Source organism: Selenomonas sp. AE3005 (assembly GCF_000686945.1).
Taxonomy (GTDB): domain Bacteria; phylum Bacillota; class Negativicutes; order Selenomonadales; family Selenomonadaceae; genus Selenomonas_A.
In genome coordinates, this window is record NZ_JMME01000014.1 from 1 (window position 1) to 23,047 (window position 23,047).

Sequence of the window (23,047 nt, forward strand, 5' to 3'; positions counted from 1 at the left end):
AGAATATCTGGTGACGATAGCTGAGTGGTTCCACCTGTTCCCATACCGAACACAGTAGTTAAGCACTCATACGCCGAAAGTACTTGTCTGGAGACGGACTGGGAGGATAGGGCGTTGCCAGTTAGACGAAAGCACCCTGTGGGGTGCTTTTTTTGTGTCTTTCTAGGGGTGATAACGGTTTACACAGGTCAGTATCTTTGTTATACTTAGTAGGTTGAATTTTACCCTTGTGTTAGAGGAGATAGATAAAGCTATGCGGCAGAAACGCACTAAGCGCAGTTTCAAACGAGTAAAATGGATGTTGGGGATTGTCCTTACATTCCTGGTGGTATGGGCTGGTGTTATGGCAGCTAATCAGTATAGAGGCAGTATAAGTGCGAGCCTTATGGGCGGTGAAAGTCCGGTAGAAAAGAAGGACGATATAGCACGCGTCCTGATTTTAGGTGTTGACCGTCGGGAAGGCGATACGGGCCGCAGTGATACCATGATGGTAGCGGCTTTGGATAAGGACAAGAAAAGCGCAGCGCTGCTGTCGGTGCCCCGTGATACCCGGGTGGATATTGAGGGGAATGGCTTTGAAAAAATAAATCATGCCTACGCCTATGGCGGTCATAAGCTCAGTCAGAAGTCTGTGGAAAAGCTGCTCGGCAATCCTATCGACCATTATATAATCATCGACACCAAGGCGTTTTCGCGTATTATTGACGCCCTGGACGGTATCGATATAAATGTGGAAAAGCGCATGTACTATGAAGATCCTTGGGATGATAACGGTGGTCTGGTCATTGACCTTTATCCTGGGCAGCAGCATTTAAACGGTGATAAGGCCATTCAGTATGTACGTTATCGTGATGGTGAAGGTGATATCGGCCGCATTGGCCGCCAACAGAAATTTATGAAGGCGGTGCTGGAAAAAGTTGTCTCGCCCAGTGTTCTGCCGCGTTTGCCCAAGCTGGTGGAAGAAATCCGCTCGGCGGTGCAGACAGATATGAGTCTCGGGGAATTATTGGATTTTGCCGGGATGATGAAGGATGTGCATGACAAGGGCCTGACGGCACAGATGGTGCCGGGACAGCCTGCTTATATAAAGGACGTCAGCTATTGGATTCCCGATATTACGGATTTGCGCTCGCTGATGGCTGAGCAGCTAGGTTTGACGCTGACCGCTGAAGAACAGGAACAGGCGCAGGCAGCAGAAGATACCTATATGAAGAACCTGCCGGCTGGGATTAAACTGTTGAGTGATAAGAAAACTTCCGGCAATATTCGGGGAACTGAAGAAAAGGCAGCGCCGGAGAGCAAGGAGCCGATGAAACCGCAGGAGATTTCCGTTATGGTGATTAACGATAGCGGTATCAACGGGGCGGCGGCTGAAGTGGCCAGCATTTTGCAGCGCAAGGGCTTTATCATTTCCGGCGTGGAAACGGGCAAAACAAGTACGCGTACTCAGACGACCATAACGACTTCCACGCGTAATACGGATGTGTTTTATGGCATGCCCTTTGCCTGTGTGATTATGGACGGTGGCAGTTCTAATCAGGCTGTAGTCCATATCGGACGGGATTATAAGAAATAAGTTTTTTATCAGACGGAGCCATGCTCCGTCTGCTTGTCTATATTTGAGGTGAACTGCAATTTGGGTATTTTAAAGGTGATGAACCTGGCCAAGTCCTTTGGCATTGATGAATTGTTCAAAGATGTCAATTTTGAAGTACGGGGCAGCGATAAAGTAGGGCTGGTAGGCGCTAATGGTGCCGGCAAGACCACGCTTATGCGCATTATTTTGGGCGAAGAAGAGGCTGACAGTGGTACGGTACAGCTGGATGCGGCGGAGTCCATCGGTTATGTGGAACAGCAGGCCGATTTTGGTGAAGGCACACTTTACGATGAGTTTTTACGTGCCTTTGCTGATATAATTGAACTCGCGCAGCGAAAGCGGCAGCTGGAAAAGGAAATCGCCCAGTCCGCTGACGAGGCCCTGCTGGATACGTATGGCAAAGTCGTGGAACGGTTTGAGCAGTTAAACGGTTATGAATTTGAAAGCCGTATCAAGCGTGTAGCTTATGGTCTGGGCTTTAGTGATGATGACCTGCAGAAAGATGTGCAGCATTTTTCCGGCGGTCAGAAAACCCGTATCTGCCTGGCCAAGGCACTATTACGTGAGCCGGATTTCCTCTTTTTGGACGAGCCGACCAACCATTTGGACATTGCCATGATTGAATGGCTGGAAGGTTTTCTGCGCACCTATCGGGGCGGCGTGCTGATTATTTCCCATGACCGTTATTTCCTGGATAAAGTGGCGACGCGGATTGTAGAGCTCGATAATCATACAGCTGTGACCTATGAGGGCAATTATACCTATTTTATGCGTGTCAAGACGGCACGGCGTGAGGCGTTGAAGTCGGCATACGAGAAACAGCAGGAACAAATCAAAAAGACGGAGGAATATATCCGTAAGTACAAGGCCGGTATTAAATCCAAACAGGCCCGCGGCCGTCAGAGCCAGCTGAACCGCTTGGAGAGGATTGTCCTGCCGCCGGAGGCTGCGGCTTTTAATTACTTTGCGTTCCATAAGCCGCCTGAGTGTGCTCAGCGTGTGGCAGAGCTCGAGGAAGTGGGCTTTTCCTATGGTGCAGAGCCAGTGTTTAAGGACGTGTCCCTGCTTATTCGCAATGGCGATGGTGTGGCCTTGGTGGGCCCCAATGGTGCGGGCAAGACCACCCTGCTGAAGATTTTAGTAGGGGAACTGGAGGCTGGCCAGGGACGGATAAAAATCGGCAGGCGTGTGAAGATCGGCTATTTTTCCCAGCAGCATGAAGGCCTGCACATGGATATGACGGTGCTGGACGAAATCATGTACGCCTATGGTGTAGATGAGGAACAGGCACGCCGTTACTTAGGGGCGTTTCTCTTTCATGGTGATGAGGTGCTGCGGAAAATTGGGGACTTGTCAGGTGGCGAGCAGTCCCGTGTGGCGTTTTTAAAACTCATGCTGACCGGAGCTAACTTCCTGGTTTTGGACGAACCGACCAACCATTTGGATATTCCGGCCCGGGAGGCTGTCGAGGAGGCCTTGATGGCATATCCCGGCACTTTCCTGACGGTTTCCCATGACCGTTATTTCCTGGCCAAGGTAGCCAACTGCACTCTGGAATTAGAAAATGGCGGCCTGACGGAGTATAATGGTGGTTATGAATACTATTTGCTGAAAAAAACTGCGCAGCTGGAGGCGGAGGCCGAAGAACGGCAGACCGCGGAGGCAGCGGCGAAATTAAAGGCGCAGCGTGAAAAAGAAAAACGTGCCAAAGAGGCAAAGAAGGCCGGCCGTCAGATAGAGCATACTGCGGAGGAACAGGCTCGGCAGGCGGCGAAGGAACGGGCTGAGGCCGGTAAAATCCAAAGCATGAGCGATAGCAAGCGGCAGGAGCTGATTCAGCGTGCTGAGGCGGAAATCGCGATGGCGGAGGCCGAACTCAAAGGACTGGAATATCAGATGAACCAGCCGGAGATTCAGGCTGATCCGGTAGAAAGCCAGCGAATTGCGGAGGCATACGCCGCCAAAGAGCAGGAAATTGAGGAACGATATGCCAAATGGGAACGACTGGCAGCGAGTGAATAAGCAGGTAAGGTATTATAGGGCCGCAGAAAGGAGCAGGCAGTGGCAACAGGTTTGGAGACAATGACCTTGAATTTCGGGGGCGGGGCACAAAGTGAAGAGTTGTCAGGACTGGTGGACAGCATTATTTTTGCCAGCCCGGACGGTAAATTTGCTGTCTTTCGCCTGCAGCCTGCCGGACAGAACAGCCGGATAAGCGTTACCTTGAATGCGGAACCGCCGTTGGTGGGGCAGCAGGTACATTTGACTGGTCAATGGGTGACACATCCCCGGTTTGGCCAGCAGTTTAAGGCGCAGAGCATTCATTTGGAGGCTCCTACCAGTGTGGAGGGGATTGAACGTTTCCTGGCGTCGGGCGTTATCGATGGCGTGGGCCCGGCAATGGCCAGCCGTCTGGTGGCGAAGTTTGGTGCTGATACTTTGACGGTCATTGAGACGAAACCGCACCTGTTGGAACAGGTGGAGGGCATTGGAAAAAAGACGGCGCAAAAGATTGTGGAATCATATACGGCGCAGTCTGAGCTCCGTGAAATCATGCTCTGGCTGGAAAGTCATGGTGTGTCCGGGGCCCTGGCGGCGAAGATTTTTAAGAAGTACAGCTCGTTTGCGCTGGACGTTTTGGAAAATCACCCCTATAAGCTGGCACAGGAGGTGGAAGGCATAGGCTTTGCGACAGCTGACGCCATTGCCGCCAGCCTGGGCATGGCCGGGGACGATGAAAACCGCATTGCCGCCGGGATTGACTATGCCCTGCAGCAGATATCCCTCAACGGTCACTGCTGCATTCCCGAAGAGCCGCTGATTCAGCGGACAGCAAAACTTTTGCGTGTGGATGGTCTCAGCGTAGCGGAGGTCCTGCAGAAACAACTTAAAAAACAACGGTTGTCGGTGGAGTCGCTGGGGGGCGAGACCTTAATATATTCCCCATATCTTTATCGGGCAGAGCAGAAGGTGGCCCGCAAGCTCCTGTATTTGCAGCGTTATGCTGATGAGCTGAATGTGGCCAGCCCCGAACAGATGGTAGCTGACTGGGAAGAAATGACGGGCCTGGACCTGGCCAGGGCACAGAAGGAGGCTATGGCCGCGGTGCTGACGCACGGCATTTTTGTGCTGACCGGCGGCCCTGGTACCGGTAAAACCACCGTGGTACGCGGCATTATCGATATGCTGGAAATGGCCGGCTGCGAGATACTCTTAGGCGCACCGACCGGCCGGGCAGCTAAGCGGCTGGCAGAGGCTACCGGACGCAAAACCATGACAGTACACCGCATGCTGGAGGCACAGGGCGGCCGGCAGGAAGATGGTTCCTCCATGTTTGCCAAAGATGCTGATGAACAGCTGGAGGCGGACGCCATTATTCTCGACGAGGTTTCCATGATGGATATTGTGTTGATGCAGCATTTTTTGGCGGCAGTGCCCGATGGCTGTCATGTGATACTGGTTGGTGATGTAGACCAGCTGCCGGCTGTCGGTCCCGGAGCGGTGCTCAAAGATATACTGCGCTCGGAAGTGATTCCCAGCGTGCGGCTGACAGAGGTTTTCCGGCAGGACGAGGCCAGCAGTATCGTTTTAAATGCGCATGCTATCAATGCCGGGCGTCTGCCGGTTTGTCAAAATGCCGGCGATTTCCAATTCTGGGAGATAAATGACGCCAATGTTACGGCACAGAGCATTGTCAAGCTGTGTACGGAAGTATTGCCGGCGCAGGGCTGGAATCCGCTGACAGATGTGCAGGTGCTTTCGCCGATGCACCGGCAGGAGTGCGGCGTGGAAAATCTCAACAAGCTCCTGCAGGCAGCGCTTAATCCCCCGGCCCCGCATAAGGCGGAATATACCAGCAGCGTGCGTACCTTCCGCCTTTACGATAAAGTCATGCAGACGAAGAATAATTACACCAAGATGGTGTTTAATGGTGATATCGGCTTTATCACAGAGGTGGAGGCCGACCATTTGACAGTCAAATTCAGTGATGACTTGGAAGTTGATTATGAGAAAAATGAGCTGACAGAGTTGCAGCTGGCTTATGCCATGAGTGTCCATAAGAGTCAGGGCAGTGAATATCCTGTAATTATCCTGCCGTTGACGGCGGGGCATTACATCATGCTGCAGCGGAATCTGTTGTATACGGCAGTGACCAGAGCCAGCAAGCAGGTGATTCTGTTGGGGACGAAGGCGGCGCTCAACACAGCGGTGGAAAATGACCGTACCCGTAAGCGCTATACCCTGCTGGCCGAACGTTTGGCCGGGGCCTTGACGGAGTAAGTGCTGCTTATAGATTGGAGGGCAAAAAATGCGGAGAATCCTGACCTTTTTAAAACTGTTTCGCTATGATTTGCTGGTGATGCTTGTAGCCATAAAGCACCGGGATACACCGAGGAATGTCAAGGGCCTGCTGCTGGCGGCAATCCTTTACCTGCTGAGTCCGATAGATTTGATTCCTGACGCCATTCCCCTGGCCGGCGTGATTGACGATGTGGTGATTGTGCCGGCGGCGGTTATGGGACTTACCAAAATGCTGCCCCGGCATGTGCGGTATTATGCCGAGGAACAGGCCGGGCGAATGCTCCGCTATATGCCCGTTATCCTGGTGATGGCGTCATTGTTTGTGCTGTGCTGGCTGGGACTGCTTATCTATGGCCTGTACAGACTGATTTTCTAGTGTTATGAGGTGTATTTAAAGTGCGTTTATACATTGCCGAGAAACCCAGCATGGGCCGGGAAATCGCCAAGTGTTTAAAGGGGCCGGTGCGCCGTGGTGATGGCTATCTGGAAACCGGCGAAGGCGTGGTGACCTGGCTGTTTGGCCATATTCTGCGGCAGGCGGAGCCCGATGAGTACGACCCGAAGTACAAACGCTGGCGGGCAGAGGATCTGCCTATTATCCCTCGGGAATGGAAACTTTTCGTAGATAAATCCTGTGAAAAACAGTTTGCCATCGTCAAGGGGCTCATTGACAGGTGTGATGAAATCGTCCATGGGGGAGACCCGGACCGGGAGGGACAGCTGCTCGTCGATGAGGTACTGGACTATCTCGGCAATAAAAAGCCGGTGAAACGGATTTTGTTGAACGCTTTGGACGAGGCCAGTATCAAAAAGGCCAATGCCAATCTGCGTGATAATGCGGACTTTTTCAATCTCAAACAGTCGGCACTGGCCAGAGCCCGGGCCGACTGGCTTATCGGTATGAATCTTTCCCGGGCGTATACGTTGGCGGCGCGCCGGGCTGGTCATGACAAGCTGGTGCTGCCCATTGGCCGGGTAAAGACGCCGACACTGTCGCTGGTCGTGCGGCGTGAACGCGAGATTGAGAACTTTAAGCCAGTGGATTACTACACCATTAAGGCAGAATTTGCCCATGCTAATGGGCATTTTACGGCGCAGTGGAAACCACAGGATACCATGGCCGGGCTGGACAGCGAAAACCGCCTGATTGACAAGTCAGTGGCGGAGGCCAAATTGGCCGAGTTCCAGCAGGAGCCGCGCGAGGGCGTAATCTCTGCCTATCAAAAGGCGAAAAAGCAGGAACCGCAGCCGCTGCCGTTTTCCTTGTCGTCTTTGCAGGTGCTGGCCGGCAAGATGTTTGGCTATGCGCCACAGGTAGTACTCGATACGGCACAAAAACTCTACGAGAAAAAGCTCACGACTTATCCGCGTTCTGACTGTGAGTACCTGCCAACCAATCAGTTTGGGGACGCAGTGAAGATTATCACGAATCTGGCACAGGCCGGTGATGAAAAAATCGCGGGCTGGACGGCTAAGGTGGATACGAAAATAAAAAGCCGGGCCTGGAACGACAAAAAGATTTCGGCGCATCATGCCATCATTCCAACAACGGTCAAGGCTAATATGCAGACCATGACCACGGAGGAGCGCAATCTGTACTTTTTGATTGCCAGGGGGTATATGGCGCAGTTTTATCCCGTACACCTTTATGACCAGACTAAGGTGGAAGTCACTTACAAGGAAGAACTTTTCACTGCCAGTGGCCGTACAGAACGTGATTTAGGCTGGAAGGTCATGTATCAGACAGCTAAGAAAAAAGCTGCTGATGAGGACAGCGAAAGCGAAAACGATAGTGAGGACAGCGACGGTACTTTGCCCGTGATGAAGAAAAAGGATAATGTTGCCTACGAAAAGGGCGATATTACCCAGCGGGCCACTAAACCGCCAGTGCGGTTTACAGAGTCCACGCTGCTGGCCGGCATGAAGGAAATTCACAAGTATGTGAAAAATCCCGAGGCTAAAAAGCAGCTTAAAGATGTCTATGGTATTGGCACTGAGGCGACAAGGGCGACGATTATCGAGGATTTGGTCAAGCGTAAGTTTATGCAGAAACAGGGCAAGAAAAAATATCTTGTACCTACGCCGGCGGCCTATCTGTTAGTGGACGCTTTGCCTGATGAAATGACCTATCCTGATTCCACGGCGATTTGGGAGGATAAGCTGCACTCCATGTCGGAGGGCGATGGTACCTTAGAGGAATTTCTGACCGGTCAGATAGAGTTTACCAAAAAACTCTGCGGCAAGGCCGGCAATGCCCAAATGGAAGTCACAGGCGAAAATGTCTGTCCGCGCTGTCATAGCGGTGTACTGACACAGCGCAAGGGCAAGAACGGCCTGTTCTGGGGCTGTTCCAACTATCCCAAATGCCGCATGACCTGCAATGATAAGGACGGCAAGCCGGACTTGGACGATGCTAAGGCACGTATGGCCAGAAGTGCGCGCAGCACTGCGCCGGCGGCGGTGTCAGCCAGCCAGTTGGCCAGACAGAGCGGTGGGAGCGTGCGTACTGCGCCCCGAGTGGCTACGGTGGCTTATGCCCAGACGGGGACTGGCCCCAGTGCCCAGGATATGGCAGATTTAAATTCCCTGTTTGCTGCGGCCGATTATGAGGCGCAGATGGCGGCAGATATGGCCAGCTATGAGGCCAGCCGTCCGGCGCCACGCCAGTGGCAGAACTGGGGTGATAAGCCCAAGTATTCGGCCAATCCGCTCGAAAAGGCCGCCAAGGAAAAGACAGCGGCTGATGATAAATATCTGTGCCCCAAGTGCCGGGAAGGCCATTTAAGACTGATTCGCGGCAAAAACGGGGCGTTCTGGGGCTGCAGCAATTATCCGCGGTGTACTGCGACATTTGATGATAATAAGGGCATGCCATTGTTGGATTCGTAGAATTTTATACAATAAGACGCCCGCTGGCTGGCAATATCTTTCCTGCGCTGAGACGCAAGCGTCAAACGCTCAGGAAAGGCATTACCAGCCAGCGGGCTTATTGCGTACATTGCATTGTGGGGGCAATGATTACCCCGGCTATGCTTATGATAAAGTCAAGAAAGTAATTTTTCAGAAGAAGATTTCACATTCAAACAGTCTGTTCCAGGGATGGGTGATGTGAAGTTTTGCTAAGGAAAGGCCTGCTGGCAGGTTGATATTCTGCTGGGCAAAATCTTGCAGCAGTTCAGTACCTTTGGCAGCGGCAAAATTGCGTGCGCCGTCCAGATTGCCTGTCTGGTGGTTGAAACCGGGCTGGCTCCATACGGCACTGGCAAGGCTTTGGCGGACGTTGGCCTGATAGCCCCAGTCCTCTAAGTATCTGGCCAGCATGAGTTCGTCCCGGGATTGTTTATCCATCCATTTTGTGAGCAGGCCGGTGCCCAGCAGAAAGCCGGTGGTATTAGTGGCGGTGTTCCAGCCACCGTAGGCCTGCAGTTTGAACTGCAAATCGGCTTTGTGCAGTTCGTTCATCAGGGCGTTGTCGGCACCGTTGCCATAGGCAATGTCGGCTACGGCTACAGGATATCCCTTGTCAACAAAGTCCTTGACCATCTTTACAAACGGCATGGTTCCTTTGCGGGGCTTGATGGTGTTTTTGGGGGAATTGGCTTCCAGCGTTTGACCATCGGCGTTGGTGCTGACGGCAAAAACGAGTTCTGCGCGTTGGGGAGCGGGCACCGACATACCGCCGGCGGCGATAATGGTATTGGCTACATCATCACCGATTTTTTCTACGCAATAGCTGGGAATGGTGTCTGCACCTTTGCCCACGTTGTAGGCCGTGTAGACAAAGGGGATATCCCGTTTGTCGTCAAGAATTGCGCGGCAGAGCATGACCATGCCCAGTTCGTCAGCGCCGGAGGTTATTTGAAATTTTGTTTTGCCGATGTTCTTTCCGTACTCGCGCAGCTGGCGGAATTCGTAATGGGTTTGGGAGTAAAAGGCGCCGTCATCGCCGCCGAGGAACAGGAAGGATAAAGCATTTTGTCCCGTAAGGTCGATAAGGGACTTGTTGGCGCTGAAATTAAGGTTGTGGCGGTGAGCCCAGTCCTCCATGACCGCCGGGGCAATTTCTTTTTCCAGCCTTTGCATTTCACGCTGTTCCTGTTTGGAGGCCTGCCCCATATCTGCCTTATCCCGCAGCTTGCTGTAATCGTAGATTTTTACGGCGTTCTGCTGGTAGATTTCCGGCTCCATACCTGCACCAGAGTGAGTAGCGGTCAGCAGGGTACGCAGGATAGTGCCAAAGCCGTAGACGGGGAGACGGGGAAAATCCTGATGGAGTTTTTGAAAGCGGTTTACCCTGTCAGCAATTTGTTCCTGCGTGAGTTCATGACTGCGAGAGCCCACGAGACTGCCGTAGAGCAGGGCATCGGTAGAAACTACAGCGGCTTTTGCACCGGGTGCGTTGGCACGCAGCCAGTCCCAAAGACCGTCCGGGTTGCCGTGTTGTTCACGGGTACCTAAGAGATTTTCCGGGGGGACGACCACATCATAGCCGAGTTTTTTGGCGACATCGACAGTTTCCTTGTCCGTGATGGGACGATTGTCGAGGGGCACAAAGAGAATTTTTTTGCCTTGACCGACATTGGCGGCAAACGCAAAGCTGCTGGTCAGCAGGGCCAGGCTCATGGTTATGACTAAAAGTAAAAATATTTTTCTCAAAATAAAATACACCTCCGTGACTATGGGATACGATATCAATATCATAAAAAATTCGTTGTTGTAAGGTGATTTTCCTGCTTTTAGGCAGAATATAAGGCTGGGGCATATTTAGTGGGGAAGTTTTATGCGTTGTTTGGCCTTTTATGGTATAATGCTTTCATGTGATAGTCTGTTTGAGCGCAGGCCTATTGTGTCCTCGCTCTGGCAGGCTTTAATGCGCGTTAAGAAAGGCAAGAAATATGAGCAATTTTATAGAACTGGGCGTCAGCGAAAACCTAGCTGATGTATTAAAGAAACAGGGAATTGAAAATCCCATGCCGGTGCAGGCGGCGGTTATTCCCAAAATTTTGGGCGGCGGCAATCTGGTGGCGCAGGCGCCAACGGGCACGGGCAAGACGCTGGCGTATCTGCTGCCGGTCTTGCAGGGCCTTGATGCTGCCTCCCGTGATGTCCAGGCTGTGATTTTAGCGCCGACTTATGAGCTGGCCATGCAGATTGCCGGGATTGCCCGGGAACTTGCGCAGGGGGCTGGCCTGGGCATTAAGGTGCAGGGGCTTATCGGTGGTGCCAACATAGCCCGGCAGATGGACAAATTAAAAGACAAGCCGCAGTTAATCGTGGGCTCGGCCGGACGTATTTTGGAGCTGGCCCAAAAGAATAAATTAAAGCTCCATAACGTAAAAATGCTGGTGCTTGATGAATTTGACCGTTTGTTTGATGACCAGAACATCGATAATACCGCTGCGGTGGTACGGATTTTGCCGGCTGAGCGGCAGGTAGTGCTGGTGTCGGCAACGGCACCGAAAAAGGCTTTGGAACGAGCCGACTTTTTGCAGCACCCGGAAGTCATTAAAGTGGAAGAGGACAGCGCTGCTCAAGGCCGGCGTGAGAATCTTTACCGCATGACGCCCTTCCGCAACAAGGTAGAAACCGTGCGGCACTTAGCCCGGCGGCTGGAAGTAAAAAGAGGTCTGGTCTTTATCAACAAGGTATTTGACGCCGAAAGAATTCTGGCGCAGCTGCGCTATGAAGGCTTTATGGTGGGCACCTTGCTGGGGCATAATAACAAACAGGCCCGGCAGAAGGCGGTGGCTGATTTTAAGGCCGGACGCATAAAATTATTGCTGTCCACGGATTTAGCCGCCAGAGGGCTGGATATTCCGGACGTTGATTATGTGTTCAATCTTGACCTGCCGGAAAATGCGCAGGTCTACCTGCACAGAGCCGGCCGTACGGCCAGAGCCGGGGCCAAGGGGACTGTTATCACACTGGCTGATAACAAGGAGGCCTATAAGCTCGCGCAGCTCGAGAAGAAACTCGGTATAGAATTTAAGCCCTTAAAGGGCGGCGATAAACCAGCCGGTGGCCGGAAAAAGAACAAAGCAGCTCAGGGGAGCAAGGGGAAAGTGACAAAGACGCGGCAGGGGAAAGCTAAACCTGTGGGTAAATAAACCCGGCGGATTTTGTGCATATTTATGGAGGGAGTAGAATTTGGACATTGTACCGATACTATTGCAGCTGGTACTCGTGGCATTTTTGATATTTATGAACGGTTTTTTTGTGGCGGCGGAGTTTGCCTGTGTGAAAATCCGTTCTTCCAGACTGGAAACGCTGATTGCCGAAGGCAGCCGCCGGGCGGTGTATGCAAAAAGGCTCACAGACCATCTTGACGCCTCTTTGTCGGTGACGCAGCTGGGGATTACGCTGGCGTCCCTGGGGCTTGGCTGGGTTGGTGAGCCTGTGGTGGCGCAGCTTATCCTGCCGCTCACGCAGCTGGCAGGCCTGGACGATATGGTGGGGCATACGCTGTCGTTGGTCATCGCCTTTTCCATCATCACTGCCGGGCACATTGTCCTGGGCGAACTGACGCCTAAGACCATGGCCATTCAAAACGTGGAAAAAATCATGCTGGCGGTTGCCCTGCCTATGCTGATTTTTCATAAAGTCATGTATCCGTTTGTCTGGCTGTTAAATCACGTGGCCAACTGGGTAACAGCCCGTATGGGCTTTAAGGCCGCCAGCGAAAGTGAGTCAGCCCACACGGAAGAGGAAATCCGCCTGCTTATGGAGGAGAGCCACCGGCAGGGGCTGATTGATGATACAGAGGCGGATTTCGTGGACAATGTTTTTGATTTTACCGAGCTGAATGTCCGGGAAATTATGACACCGCGGACGGATATGGTGGTCATATATCTGGAGGACAGCTGGCAGGAAAACATGGACGTGATTCTGTCTGAACAAATGACCAGATATCCGATATGCAAGGAGGATAAGGACCATATTATCGGGTTTCTGCATGTCAAGGACCTGATGAAGGTCATGGCCAGCGGCAAGAAACCACATTTGCGAAAATTAGCCAGAAAGGCGCTGGTGGTGCCGGAGAGCATGGACGTCAATGTATTGTTGAAAACTATGCAGGGCAGTCACAGTCAGATGGCTATTGTGGTTGATGAGTATGGTGGTACTGCCGGCATGGTGACCATCGAGGATATTATGGAAGAAATCGTGGGCGATATACAGGACGAATTCGACGAAGAACGTCCGACTGCGGAATCCCGTGGCAATAATGTATATTCTGTTGACGCTAAAATGCTGCTGGAGGAACTGGCCGATATTCTGGAAATCCCCTTGGAGGACGAGGAAGTGGACAGTGTCGGCGGCTGGCTCTATGACCAAATCGGGACGGAACCGCGTATCGGTCAGATGGCGGCAGCACTGGGCAACCTGTTCTACGTCGAAGAGGTTGATGGTGCCCGGATAACCAGAGTGCTGATTAAACTGGCACAGGAATTAAAGGAAGAACACGAGGAAATCGTGTAGCTTGCACAAAGAAAATTGCTAAGGTATAATGAATCGGTGTGTTAACAAATTTGGTATGTTTATTGCCGTGACGAGTTAAAGATAGAAAGTAGGAGGATAAGTTGCAGAATAAACAAGTACGAATGAGCTTGGCTATATTGGCAGGTTTTTTCATAATAATGTATGTGGCTAATGCCTGGATGCCCATGTACAGGGATGATTACTGGCACAGTGTTATCTGGCGTACCGGTGAACATTTGCAGTCCATGGGAGATGTTATGTATTCCCTGGAACGCTATTACATAACCCATGGTGGGCGGCTGGTGAGTTTCTTCTTCCAGTTTTTCTTTATGTGGGTAGGCAAATTTTGGTATAACTGGGCCAATGCTTTTGTGTTCTGTGCGATGCTGGCCGTTATGCTGATGCATTGCCGCCGTGACTGGCAGTTTTTGCGTGAGCCCAAGGCGCTGCTCTTAATGGGGCTGTTTTCCTGGCTGGGAATTTCGCATTTTGGGGAAGTAATCTTATGGTGCTGCGGTTCTGCTGTTTATATGTGGACCGGATTGCTGGCGGCTATTTTTCTGCTGCCTTACAATGTTTTTCTGGCAGGCAATATGAAAGGCACGCAGTGGTGGCTCATGCCGGTCATGTTTATTTTGGGCATGATTGGTGCCTGCTCGGTGGAAAATCTGACTGTTACCACGTCCCTGCTGGCCGTGTTATGTACGTACCTGGCTAAACGCCGCGGCCTGCTTAAGGGCTGGATGATTACAGGGGCTGTCGGTTCCATTATCGGCACAGTGGCCTGCCTGTTTTCACCGGGTAATCAGCAGCGTATTATTGATGATGAGGACCGCTCCTGGTTGTTCCATTTCCTTAATCAGATTCCGGGCAACCTGGAAATGATTATGTATATGATTCCCATCATTTTGACGCTCGTTCTGGCTTGCCGCATTTTGTTTATGGAGGCGGCACGCAAGCGCGGTCTGGAAGTTCCGGAAACCAGCCAGAGCCCCAGCAAACATTTTGTTTTACTGGGCTTTATGCTTTTGAGTTTAGTATCATACTCCACCAACGGTTTTATGTCAAATATCATCGAGGCAGCCATTGTCAAGGTACTGCTGGTTCCCATCGGTTTGGGCGACCCGTTGACGCTGGAGCACTTCAACAATCTTATGGAGAGCTTGGAAGAGGTTCTGCTGTATGTGCTGGCAGTGGCCTGGGTATATCTGGTGACGATTGAACGCACTGGCCTGTTTAAGGACAGAATCCGTTCCTTGAAACAGCAGATTACCTGGAAACAGCTGGCAGCTGACTTCCCGGAACTGCGTTATGGTGCGTTCCTTCTTGGCCTGGCTTTCTTTAACAATTTTGTCGTGGTAGGCGCACCGTCCTTCCCTGGGCGTGCATTATACAGCTCTTCGGTTATTTTCATCATCGGTGCGGTGGTTATCCTGCGGATACCGGCAGTGGCAAAAGTATTGCTGGAAGGCGATGCGGCTAAGATTTTGCGCCGCGGCGGACTGTGTATTGTGGGCTTTATCATGATTGCTACATTGGCGGTAATGCATAGTATTTGGCAGGAGGACGCTATCCGTGTAGGGCATATTGCTTATGAGGCCAATCGCGGCAATCTTGTAGTAACGCTGCCGCCAAGTGCGATTCCGGAAAGACGCCGGGTATTGCGTCATATTGCTTATGATGATTACGATAATGGGTTGACGCGCATACATGTATGCACTTATTTCGGTATAAATGATGTTATTTTGGACCCCAGCGTGCGGCTGGAAGATATAAAACATTAAATATGCAGGGGAATATACCCTGAGAGAAAAATCTGTTGACGAAAAGCGTCAACAGATTTTTTTATTGCAGTTTGACGGTCAATACCTGCTTTATTTTATTTGTTTCAGCTCAGTCGGGTGGAGGTGGTAATACTTTTCGCTGTTGCACTGAATGACCCACCAGCAAAAGTTTGGTCTTTTCCAGCTGCATGCGCCGGCAAGCAGTCGGCGCGATGGTTCAGCTCAATGTCCAGGGACTGTTGTTTGTGGGCCAGTCCTCACTGCGTTCGGACAGTCGTTCCACTGCGAAAAGCATCACCACCTCCGCCCTAAGCGACGTCCGTGTAAAATGATTCTTTCTCAGTGACAGGTAACAAGCACATCGATGTTCTTGTTACGGGAGAACGGGTTCGTGGCAATTGTACAGGCCGTTTGTGGGGGCGAACGGGGGAGTGATTTTTATGCGGGGAGCGACTGCCTAAGCGCAGCGAAGGCCGGCACACTGTTGGGCTTAGCTAAGCAACTACGCTGAAAGGAGCGCCGTTGGCCTGCCCGGCGCAGGTAACTGGACAGCAGTATTTTACGAGGTGTGTCGTTTAGCGGAGGCAGAAAAATTACTCCCCCGTGAACCCCGTGCACGTATTATCGGGATAATTTTTAGCACGAACTGACCGTCAAAATGTAATTTCTCTGTGTGAATAGAATTTAGTATTTCATAAATATTTTTGCTTGTACTTGCTGCCTAGTGCCGCTTTATAAGTATAAATGAAAATGTTCGTTGTAATATTGTATACAAATAGTGTATAATAATTAGTGGATTATTATATCAACTGTAAACAATTTGGGGAGGGCTGGCTTTGATGATGAATGGTGCTCAGGCAGTACTGGAAAGCCTGAAAAGGGAAGGCGTCGAAATGGTGTTTGGCTATCCGGGGGGCGCGGTGCTGACACTTTATGATGCTGTATATAAGATGAAATTTCCGCATATTTTAACGCGGCATGAACAAGGCGCTATCCATGCGGCTGATGGTTATGCCCGGGCTACTGGCAAGGTGGGCGTGGTATTTGCCACCTCCGGGCCGGGGGCGACGAACCTCATTACGGGGATAGCTACGGCCTGCACGGACTCAGTGCCGCTGGTTTGCATTACCGGTCAGGTCGCCAATCCCTATATCGGCAAGGACTCTTTTCAGGAGGCTGATATCTTCGGTATTACGACACCGATAACGAAACATAATTATCTCGTGAAAGATGTTAATGACCTGCCGCGGATAATCAAAGAGGCATTCTTTATCGCCAGCACTGGCCGCAAAGGACCGGTGGTCATTGATGTGGCGAAAGATGTCTTTGATGCGAAGATTGATTACAAGTATCCGGAAACTGTGAACCTGCGCGGTTATTCCGGTGTTTATGATGGCAACGAGGACGAGATTGCGGCTGCCGTGGCAGCGGTGCAGAAGGCTGAGCGTCCCTTGATTTTTGCCGGAGGTGGAGTGATCAGCTCCGATACGTCTGCAGAGGTACAGAAACTGGCGCAAACGCTGGGCGTGCCTGTAACTTCCACGCTGCTGGGGCTGGGCGCTGTACCTGCCGACACCGAAGGCTTTTTGGGCTTTGCCGGCATGCATGGCAGCTACGCCGCCAATATGGCGATTCAAAAATGCGACCTGCTGCTGTGTATCGGTATGCGATTCAGTGACCGGGTGACAGGACGGGTAGACGGCTTTGCGCCTAAGGCTAAAATCCTGCATTTTGAGCTGGACCGGGCAGAAATCAACAAGAATGTGACGGCTGATTTAAAAGTACTGGGTGACCTGCGCTGGACGCTGCCGCGCTTTAATCAGCAGCTGCAGGCTGCTGGTGGACAGCTGGCGGAGAAATTCCAGGGGTGGAAAGCGGAAGTCATGCAAATGCATGCGGAACATCCTTTCAGCTATGTGGAGCAGGGAGAGGCTATAAAACCGGGGGCTCTGCTGCGGAAAGTCAGCGAGCTGTCCGACAAGGATACCATTGCGGTTACCGATGTAGGCCAGCACCAGATGTGGGCGGCGCAGTTCTTCGATGTGTATAAGCCGCGCCATTTCCTGACCTCCGGCGGTCAGGGGACAATGGGCTACGGCCTGCCGGCGGCTATGGGCGCCAAGGTGGGCTGCCCGGACAGCAAGGTTGTTTTAATCACGGGTGATGGCAGTATCATGATGAACTGTCAGGAATTTGCCACTATTGCCGACAATGATATCGATGTGAAGGTCGTTATCGTCCACAACTGCATTTTGGGCATGGTGGGCCAGTGGCAGCGCCTGTTCTACAACCATCATTACTCGCAGTCCGAACTGAAGGGCAAGACGGATTTTGTCAAACTGGCGGAGGCCATGGGCTTAAAGGGCTATCGTCTGACGAAAAAAGAGGAACTGGAAACGGTACTGCCCAAGATTATGGCCGAAAAAGGACCAGCCCTTATCGATGTACTGATTCCCGAGGAAGAAGATGTTCTCCCGATGGTTCCGGGCGGCAAGCGGCTTGACCAAATGGTGCTGGGAGGTAGCAAATGATGAAGAAATATTTACTGGCTGTTCTCGTAGACAATAAACCCGGTGTCCTCACGCATGTATCAGGGCTTATCAGCCGCCGGGCCTTTAATATCGAAAGCATTTCCGCCGGCTATACGGAGGAGGCCGATGTCACCCGTATCAATATCGTGGTATCAGTGGAGTCCAAGAACGAACTGGACCAGGTCATGACGCAGCTGAGCAAACTCATCGATGTGATTAAGATTGTAAATCTCACGGAAGTGGACTCCATCGCCCGGGAACTGGTGATGATAAAAGTCCGGGCCACCCGGGAAAACAGGGCGGAGCTCATTGATATTGTCAATATCTTCCGGGCCAATATCGTAGACGTCAGTCAGGAAAATGTGGTCATTGAACTTACGGGCCAGCAGAGCAAGATTGACGGCATTATCGAAGTTCTTTCGGAATACGAGATTATCGAAATCGCCCGCACCGGGGCTATTGCCCTGTCCCGTGGGCCCATACCGGCAAAACACATGTGACTGTCATTTAGATAATAAAAAATCCCTGTCTGGCAAAGATAACCAGACAGGGATTTTGTTATTTCTTCACAACTTCAGGTTTGGCATTTTCATCAATGCAGGCCTTGGTAATGATGACTTTACGCGGTTCATTTGACTTGGGAATGTCGAACATGACATCGAGCATGATATCCTCGATTATGCCTTTGAGGGAACGGGCTCCGGTCTTGCGTTCGATGGCTTTGCGAGCCACAGCGCGCAGGGCGTCCTCCTGGAATTCGAGTTCCACATTGTCCATGGCCAGCAGTTTTTGATACTGCTTGACCGGGGCGTTTTTCGGCTCGGTGAGAATGCGCAGGAGCGCGTCCTCGTCCAAGGTTTCGAGGGTGCAGATTACCGGCAGACGGCCGATGATTTCCGGGATAATGCCATACTGCATGAGGTCCTCCGGACGTACCTTGTGTATGAGTTCATCAAACTTGGGCTTGTCGTCCTTGCCCTGAACCTCGGCACCGAAACCGATGGAGCTGGCCTTGTTGAGGCGCTTGGCAATTACTTCGTCAATGCCGACGAAAGCACCGCCGACGATGAACAGAATGTTTTTCGTGTCGACTTTGATGGTCGGGGCCTCCGGGTGCTTGCGCTGGCCGCGGGAGGTGAATTCCACCACACTGCCTTCCAGCATTTTGAGCAGGGCCTGCTGTACGCCTTCATGGCCGGGGTCAGCGGTGATGGAGTTGTTGGCGCCGGATTTACGGGCGATTTTGTCAAATTCGTCCAGATAGATAATGCCGTGTTCGGCTTTTTCCACGTCCTTGTCCGCGGCGTAGTAAAGGTTGCGCACAGCCACTTCCACGTCAGCGCCGACAAAGCCGGCCTCTGTGAGGCTGGAGGCGTCAGTTACGGCAAAGGGAATGTCGAGCAGTTTGGACAGGTGGGACAGCAGGGCCGTCTTGCCACAGCCGGACGGGCCGAGCATGATGACGTTGGACTTTTCAATTTCCGTACCGTCATCATTCTGATAGCCGTATTTCATGCGTTTGTAGTGATTGTAGACCGCCACGGAGAGAATTTTTTTGGCGCGGTCCTGATTGATGATGTACTCATCAAGGTACTGTTTGATGATATGCGGCTTATTCTTGGCAAGAATATCATCGAGCTGACCGGCAAAGACCTGTTTTTCGTCCTGTTGCTGGGCGGCAGCGTGTTCATCAAGAAAATGATTGATTTCGCGGATACAGTTGCTGCAAATTGCAAACCCCGTGCTGGGGTCATAGATGGGCATATCGTACTGATTGCGGACTTCAATGGTGCGTTTGCAGAAACTGCACTGGTGTTTTACTGATTGAGTTGCCATAAATAATCCTTTCTGTATATAGCAAGCATATTATTTCGTATTCTGATATTAGTATTATCGTATAGGGACGAAAAATTTTCAAGCAAATTTTATTTCCTTTCTTGCATAGTGAAAAGCAGCGTGCTATAATATTCGGGTACTGGACGTACTGACGTCTGGTTCCAAGTCAAAATTTGACTGGCTTTGCCCCACAAGGTAAGCTAGGTCTAAACCAAGCTCGCGCATAGCTTGCTTGTATCAATTCCCAGTTTCGTTGGGGTGAAAGCGAGGTGTAAATAATGAAACAGGGTATTCATCCGGAATACTTCGAAGCAAAGGTAACCTGCGGTTGCGGCAACACGTTCACCACTGGTTCCACGCAGCAGGAACTGCGCGTCGATGTTTGCTCCAAGTGCCATCCGTTCTTCACGGGTCGTCAGCGTGACGTTCAGGCAGGCGGTCGTATCGAAAAGTTCAACAAGCGTTACGCCAAGAAGTAAGACACGTTATGGTAAAGCAGAGCATTTTGCTCTGCTTTATTTACTATATTGGAGAAAATGGAACGTTCTAAATATTGATTATGTGGTGTTTTCCTGTGAAAGTTAGGAGGAAAGACCTTGAGTGATAGATTAAATAAATTGATGGTAGGCGGTCAGGCTGTTATTGAGGGCGTGATGATGCGCGGCCCCAAGCTCACGGCCACGGCTGTGCGTGACCCGCAGGGAAAAATTCAGGTGGAAACGAAACCGGTAAATTCCATTAGCGACCGTTATCCAATTTTGAAAAAGCCTTTTTTACGGGGGACGGTGGCCCTGATAGAGTCGCTGGTCATCGGCATGAAGTCCTTGTCTTACTCAGCCAAGATGGCCGGGGAGGAGGACGAGCAGCTGACAGACAGGGAAATGGCCGGCACGATTGTCTTTGCCCTGGTTTTGGCCAGTATTCTCTTTATAGCCATTCCCACAGGAGCGGCCAAGTTGTTCCATGTCATTACGGCTGACCCGATGTTTTTGAATCTGATGGAAGGCTGCCTGCGGCTGGTGATTTTCCTGCTGTATATCTGGGGCATTTCCCGAATGAAGGACATTCGGCGGGTGTTCCAGTATCATGGGGCTGAGCATAAGACGATTTTCTGCTATGAGGCAGGTCTGCCGCTGACGGTGGAGAATGTACAGAAATTTCCGCGGCTCCACCCCCGGTGCGGCACTAACTTTTTGCTGATTGTCATGCTGGTGTCCATCTTCGTTTTTGCCTTTTTGGGCTGGCCTTCTTTGGGTGAACGCATTGCCAGCCGCATTTTGCTGCTGCCGGTGGTGGCCGGTATTTCCTATGAGATAATCCGTCTGGCCGGGCGCAGTGACAACAGCATAATTCAGACGGCTATCAAGCCCGGGCTCTGGCTGCAGTATCTTACGACACGTCCCCCTGAGGATGACATGGTGGAAGTAGCCATTGAGTCGTTGAAGGCGGTACTGCCGGCGGAAGAAATCCTGCCGGGCAGCGGTGAATACAGAAATGAAGAGCCGGCTGCGGCTGAGACAGAAACAGAGGCTCAGGCAGCGGCTATGGTTACGGAATAATTTTTGAGGTGAAATAAGTGCTGGAAAAACTCCAAGCAGTTGAGGATAAATTTTTGGAATTGGAGTCGCTGATTAGTGACCCCGATGTAATTGCCGATATGAACCGCTGGCAAAAATACAGCAAGGAACATGCCAGTCTGACACCCATTGTGGAAAAGTTCCGGGAATACAAAGAGGTAGTCAAGGGCATTGACGAGGCCAAGGCCATGTTTGCCGAGGCCCTGGACGATGATATGCGCAAGTTTGTGGAAGACGAACTGGCGGAATTGAAGGTCCGCAAGGAAGAACTGGACGGCCAGCTGCCGATTCTGCTCCTGCCCAAAGACCCCAATGATGATAAGAATGTCATTGTGGAAATCCGCGGTGGTGTCGGCGGTGAGGAGGCAGCGCTGTTTGCCGGTGACCTGTTCCGCATGTATGGCCGTTATGTGGAGCGGCAGGGTTGGAAGATGGAAATCATCGACGCCAGTCCCACGGAACTGGGCGGCTACAAGGAAATTTCCTTCATGGTGACGGGCTTTGGCGCTTACAGCAAGCTCAAATACGAAAGCGGCACGCACCGCGTGCAGCGCGTACCGGCGACTGAATCCGGCGGCCGTATTCATACCTCAGCAGTGACGGTAGCCGTGCTGCCAGAGGCTGAGGACGTTGATGTGGATATCAATCCCAACGACCTGCATATTGACCTTTATTGTGCCTCCGGTGCCGGCGGCCAGCACGTTAACCGTACGGAAAGTGCTATCCGCATAACCCATATTCCTACAGGAATTGTGGTGCAGTGTCAGGACGAGCGCTCTCAGCTCAAAAATAAGGATAAAGCCATGAAGGTACTGCGGGCCAGACTTTTGGATAAAGCCCAGCAGGAACAGATGGACAGCATTTCTGCTGACCGTAAAAATCAGGTGGGAAGCGGCGACCGCAGCGAGCGTATCCGCACGTATAACTTTCCGCAGGGCCGGGTGACGGATCATCGTATTGGCCTGACTTTACACCGTATTGACGCGGTACTCAGCGGCGACCTGGACGAAATCTTAAATGCCCTCATCACCGCAGACCAGGCGGAAAGACTCAAACAGGTGAAGTAATGGCAAGTGAAATCTGGACAATCGGTAAAATCCTCAAATGGACAGAGGAATATTTTACGCAAAAAGGGATTGAATCCCCCCGTCTTGACGCGGAAGTGCTGTTGGGGCATGTGCTGAATAAGCAGCGGATTTACCTGTATGTGCATTTTGATGAACCGCTCCAGCCGGAAGAACTGGCAGCGTTTCGCGGTATGATAAAACAGCGTATTAACCATGTGCCTGTTGCCTATATTCTGGGCGAAAAAGAATTTATGGGTCTGACCTTTAAGGTCACGGCAGATACATTAGTACCCCGTCCCGATACGGAGATTTTAGTGCAGGCCGCCGTGGATAACCTGCGAAAACTGGGCGCAACTGCGCCAAAGATTGCCGATATTGGTACGGGCACCGGGGCGGTGGGGCTTAGTGTCCTGCATTTTGTCAAGGACGCGCAGCTCGCTACAGTGGATATTTCGCCGGCGGCCCGGGCGGTGGCCGAGGAAAATGCGGCGGCGTTGAATCTGGCAGACAGAGCACAGTTCTTCACCGGTGATTTACTGGCGCCATTGCAGGGCAACAGCTATACGGCAATTCTCTCCAATCCTCCGTATATTCCTGATGCCGACATTGCCGGGCTGGCGGCCGATGTGCAGTTAAGTGAACCGCATACGGCACTGGCTGGTGGTGCAGACGGACTTGATTTTTACCGCCGTCTTTGTGCAGACGCACCGGCCATGCTCCTACCGGGGGGCTTTATGGCTTTTGAGGTCGGCATAAAGCAGGCGCAGGACGTGGCTGGACTGGCACAGGCCAATCCGCTCATTGACCGGACGGAAATCTTAAAGGACTATGCAGGCATTGACCGGGTGGTTGTGGCCTGGACAAAAGAGGCATAAAT

Annotated in this window: 16 protein-coding genes and 1 rRNA gene; 15 read left to right on the forward strand and 2 right to left on the reverse strand. The window is 51.7% G+C overall.

The genetic code is table 11. The features are described from left to right. Positions 1-6 precede the first annotated feature (6 nt). From rrf to DL94_RS0109045, 6 genes are all read left to right on the forward strand, one after another. Positions 7-123, forward strand: a 5S ribosomal RNA gene (gene rrf / locus DL94_RS0109020). 130 nt (positions 124-253) lie between these two features. Then, the gene (locus DL94_RS0109025) at positions 254-1,576 is read left to right on the forward strand and encodes an LCP family protein (protein WP_028129872.1); all 1,323 of its coding nucleotides are present in this window, start codon (positions 254-256) and stop codon (positions 1,574-1,576) included. 60 nt (positions 1,577-1,636) lie between these two features. After that, complete coding sequence (locus DL94_RS0109030; RefSeq protein ID WP_028129873.1) at positions 1,637-3,619, forward strand: ABC transporter ATP-binding protein; 1,983 nt, start codon at positions 1,637-1,639, stop codon at positions 3,617-3,619. Positions 3,620-3,679: 60 nt separating this feature from the next. Further along, positions 3,680-5,878, forward strand: coding sequence for an SF1B family DNA helicase RecD2 (locus DL94_RS0109035; protein WP_028129874.1), 2,199 nt, complete (start codon positions 3,680-3,682; stop codon positions 5,876-5,878). A 28-nt stretch (positions 5,879-5,906) separates the two neighbouring features. Then, positions 5,907-6,275: a YkvA family protein gene (locus DL94_RS0109040; protein WP_028129875.1), complete on the forward strand. Its 369-nt coding sequence runs from the start codon at positions 5,907-5,909 to the stop codon at positions 6,273-6,275. 20 nt (positions 6,276-6,295) lie between these two features. Further along, positions 6,296-8,788: a DNA topoisomerase III gene (locus DL94_RS0109045; protein WP_028129876.1), complete on the forward strand. Its 2,493-nt coding sequence runs from the start codon at positions 6,296-6,298 to the stop codon at positions 8,786-8,788. A gap of 171 nt (positions 8,789-8,959) precedes the next feature. Here DL94_RS0109045 and DL94_RS14615 read toward each other — a convergent pair whose 3' ends face one another. Further along, the gene (locus DL94_RS14615) at positions 8,960-10,555 is read right to left on the reverse strand and encodes a DUF4127 family protein (RefSeq protein ID WP_197020733.1); all 1,596 of its coding nucleotides are present in this window, start codon (positions 10,553-10,555) and stop codon (positions 8,960-8,962) included. Positions 10,556-10,794: 239 nt separating this feature from the next. Between DL94_RS14615 and DL94_RS14620 the strand changes: the two genes are divergently transcribed. The 5 genes from DL94_RS14620 to ilvN all read left to right on the forward strand — a co-directional run bounded on the left by DL94_RS14620 (position 10,795) and on the right by ilvN (position 18,190). Next, positions 10,795-12,006, forward strand: coding sequence for a DEAD/DEAH box helicase (locus tag DL94_RS14620; RefSeq protein ID WP_037371666.1), 1,212 nt, complete (start codon positions 10,795-10,797; stop codon positions 12,004-12,006). 40 nt (positions 12,007-12,046) lie between these two features. Then, positions 12,047-13,375, forward strand: a complete 1,329-nt coding sequence (locus DL94_RS0109060) for a hemolysin family protein (RefSeq protein WP_028129877.1) — start codon at positions 12,047-12,049, stop codon at positions 13,373-13,375. 101 nt (positions 13,376-13,476) lie between these two features. Continuing rightward, entirely contained in the window at positions 13,477-15,159 is a 1,683-nt protein-coding gene (locus DL94_RS0109065) for a DUF6056 family protein (RefSeq protein ID WP_156031772.1), read from the forward strand. Between the two features lie 839 nt (positions 15,160-15,998). Then, positions 15,999-17,690, forward strand: coding sequence for a biosynthetic-type acetolactate synthase large subunit (gene ilvB, locus DL94_RS0109070; RefSeq protein WP_037371667.1), 1,692 nt, complete (start codon positions 15,999-16,001; stop codon positions 17,688-17,690). Further along, positions 17,690-18,190 carry an acetolactate synthase small subunit gene (gene ilvN / locus DL94_RS0109075; RefSeq protein WP_028129880.1) on the forward strand — a complete coding sequence of 167 codons (501 nt, stop codon included), beginning with the start codon at positions 17,690-17,692 and terminating at the stop codon, positions 18,188-18,190. The genes ilvB and ilvN overlap by 1 nt, the downstream gene beginning before the upstream one ends. A 58-nt stretch (positions 18,191-18,248) precedes the next feature. Here ilvN and clpX read toward each other — a convergent pair whose 3' ends face one another. Next, positions 18,249-19,526 (reverse strand): ATP-dependent Clp protease ATP-binding subunit ClpX, encoded by a 1,278-nt coding sequence (clpX, locus tag DL94_RS0109080; RefSeq protein ID WP_028129881.1) that lies wholly within the window; start codon positions 19,524-19,526, stop codon positions 18,249-18,251. A 278-nt stretch (positions 19,527-19,804) separates the two neighbouring features. Here clpX and rpmE point away from each other — a divergent pair, with 278 nt between their 5' ends. The 4 genes from rpmE to prmC all read left to right on the forward strand — a co-directional run bounded on the left by rpmE (position 19,805) and on the right by prmC (position 23,045). Continuing rightward, positions 19,805-20,005, forward strand: a complete 201-nt coding sequence (rpmE, locus tag DL94_RS0109085; protein ID WP_026759891.1) for a 50S ribosomal protein L31 — start codon at positions 19,805-19,807, stop codon at positions 20,003-20,005. Between the two features lie 141 nt (positions 20,006-20,146). After that, on the forward strand, positions 20,147-21,085 hold the full coding sequence (locus DL94_RS0109090; RefSeq protein WP_028129882.1) for a DUF1385 domain-containing protein: 939 nt from the start codon (positions 20,147-20,149) through the stop codon (positions 21,083-21,085). A gap of 17 nt (positions 21,086-21,102) precedes the next feature. Further along, on the forward strand, positions 21,103-22,170 hold the full coding sequence (prfA, locus tag DL94_RS0109095) for a peptide chain release factor 1 (RefSeq protein WP_028129883.1): 1,068 nt from the start codon (positions 21,103-21,105) through the stop codon (positions 22,168-22,170). Beyond that, positions 22,170-23,045, forward strand: a complete 876-nt coding sequence (prmC, locus tag DL94_RS0109100) for a peptide chain release factor N(5)-glutamine methyltransferase (RefSeq protein WP_028129884.1) — start codon at positions 22,170-22,172, stop codon at positions 23,043-23,045. The genes prfA and prmC overlap by 1 nt, the downstream gene beginning before the upstream one ends. The last annotated feature ends 2 nt before the right edge of the window (positions 23,046-23,047 follow it).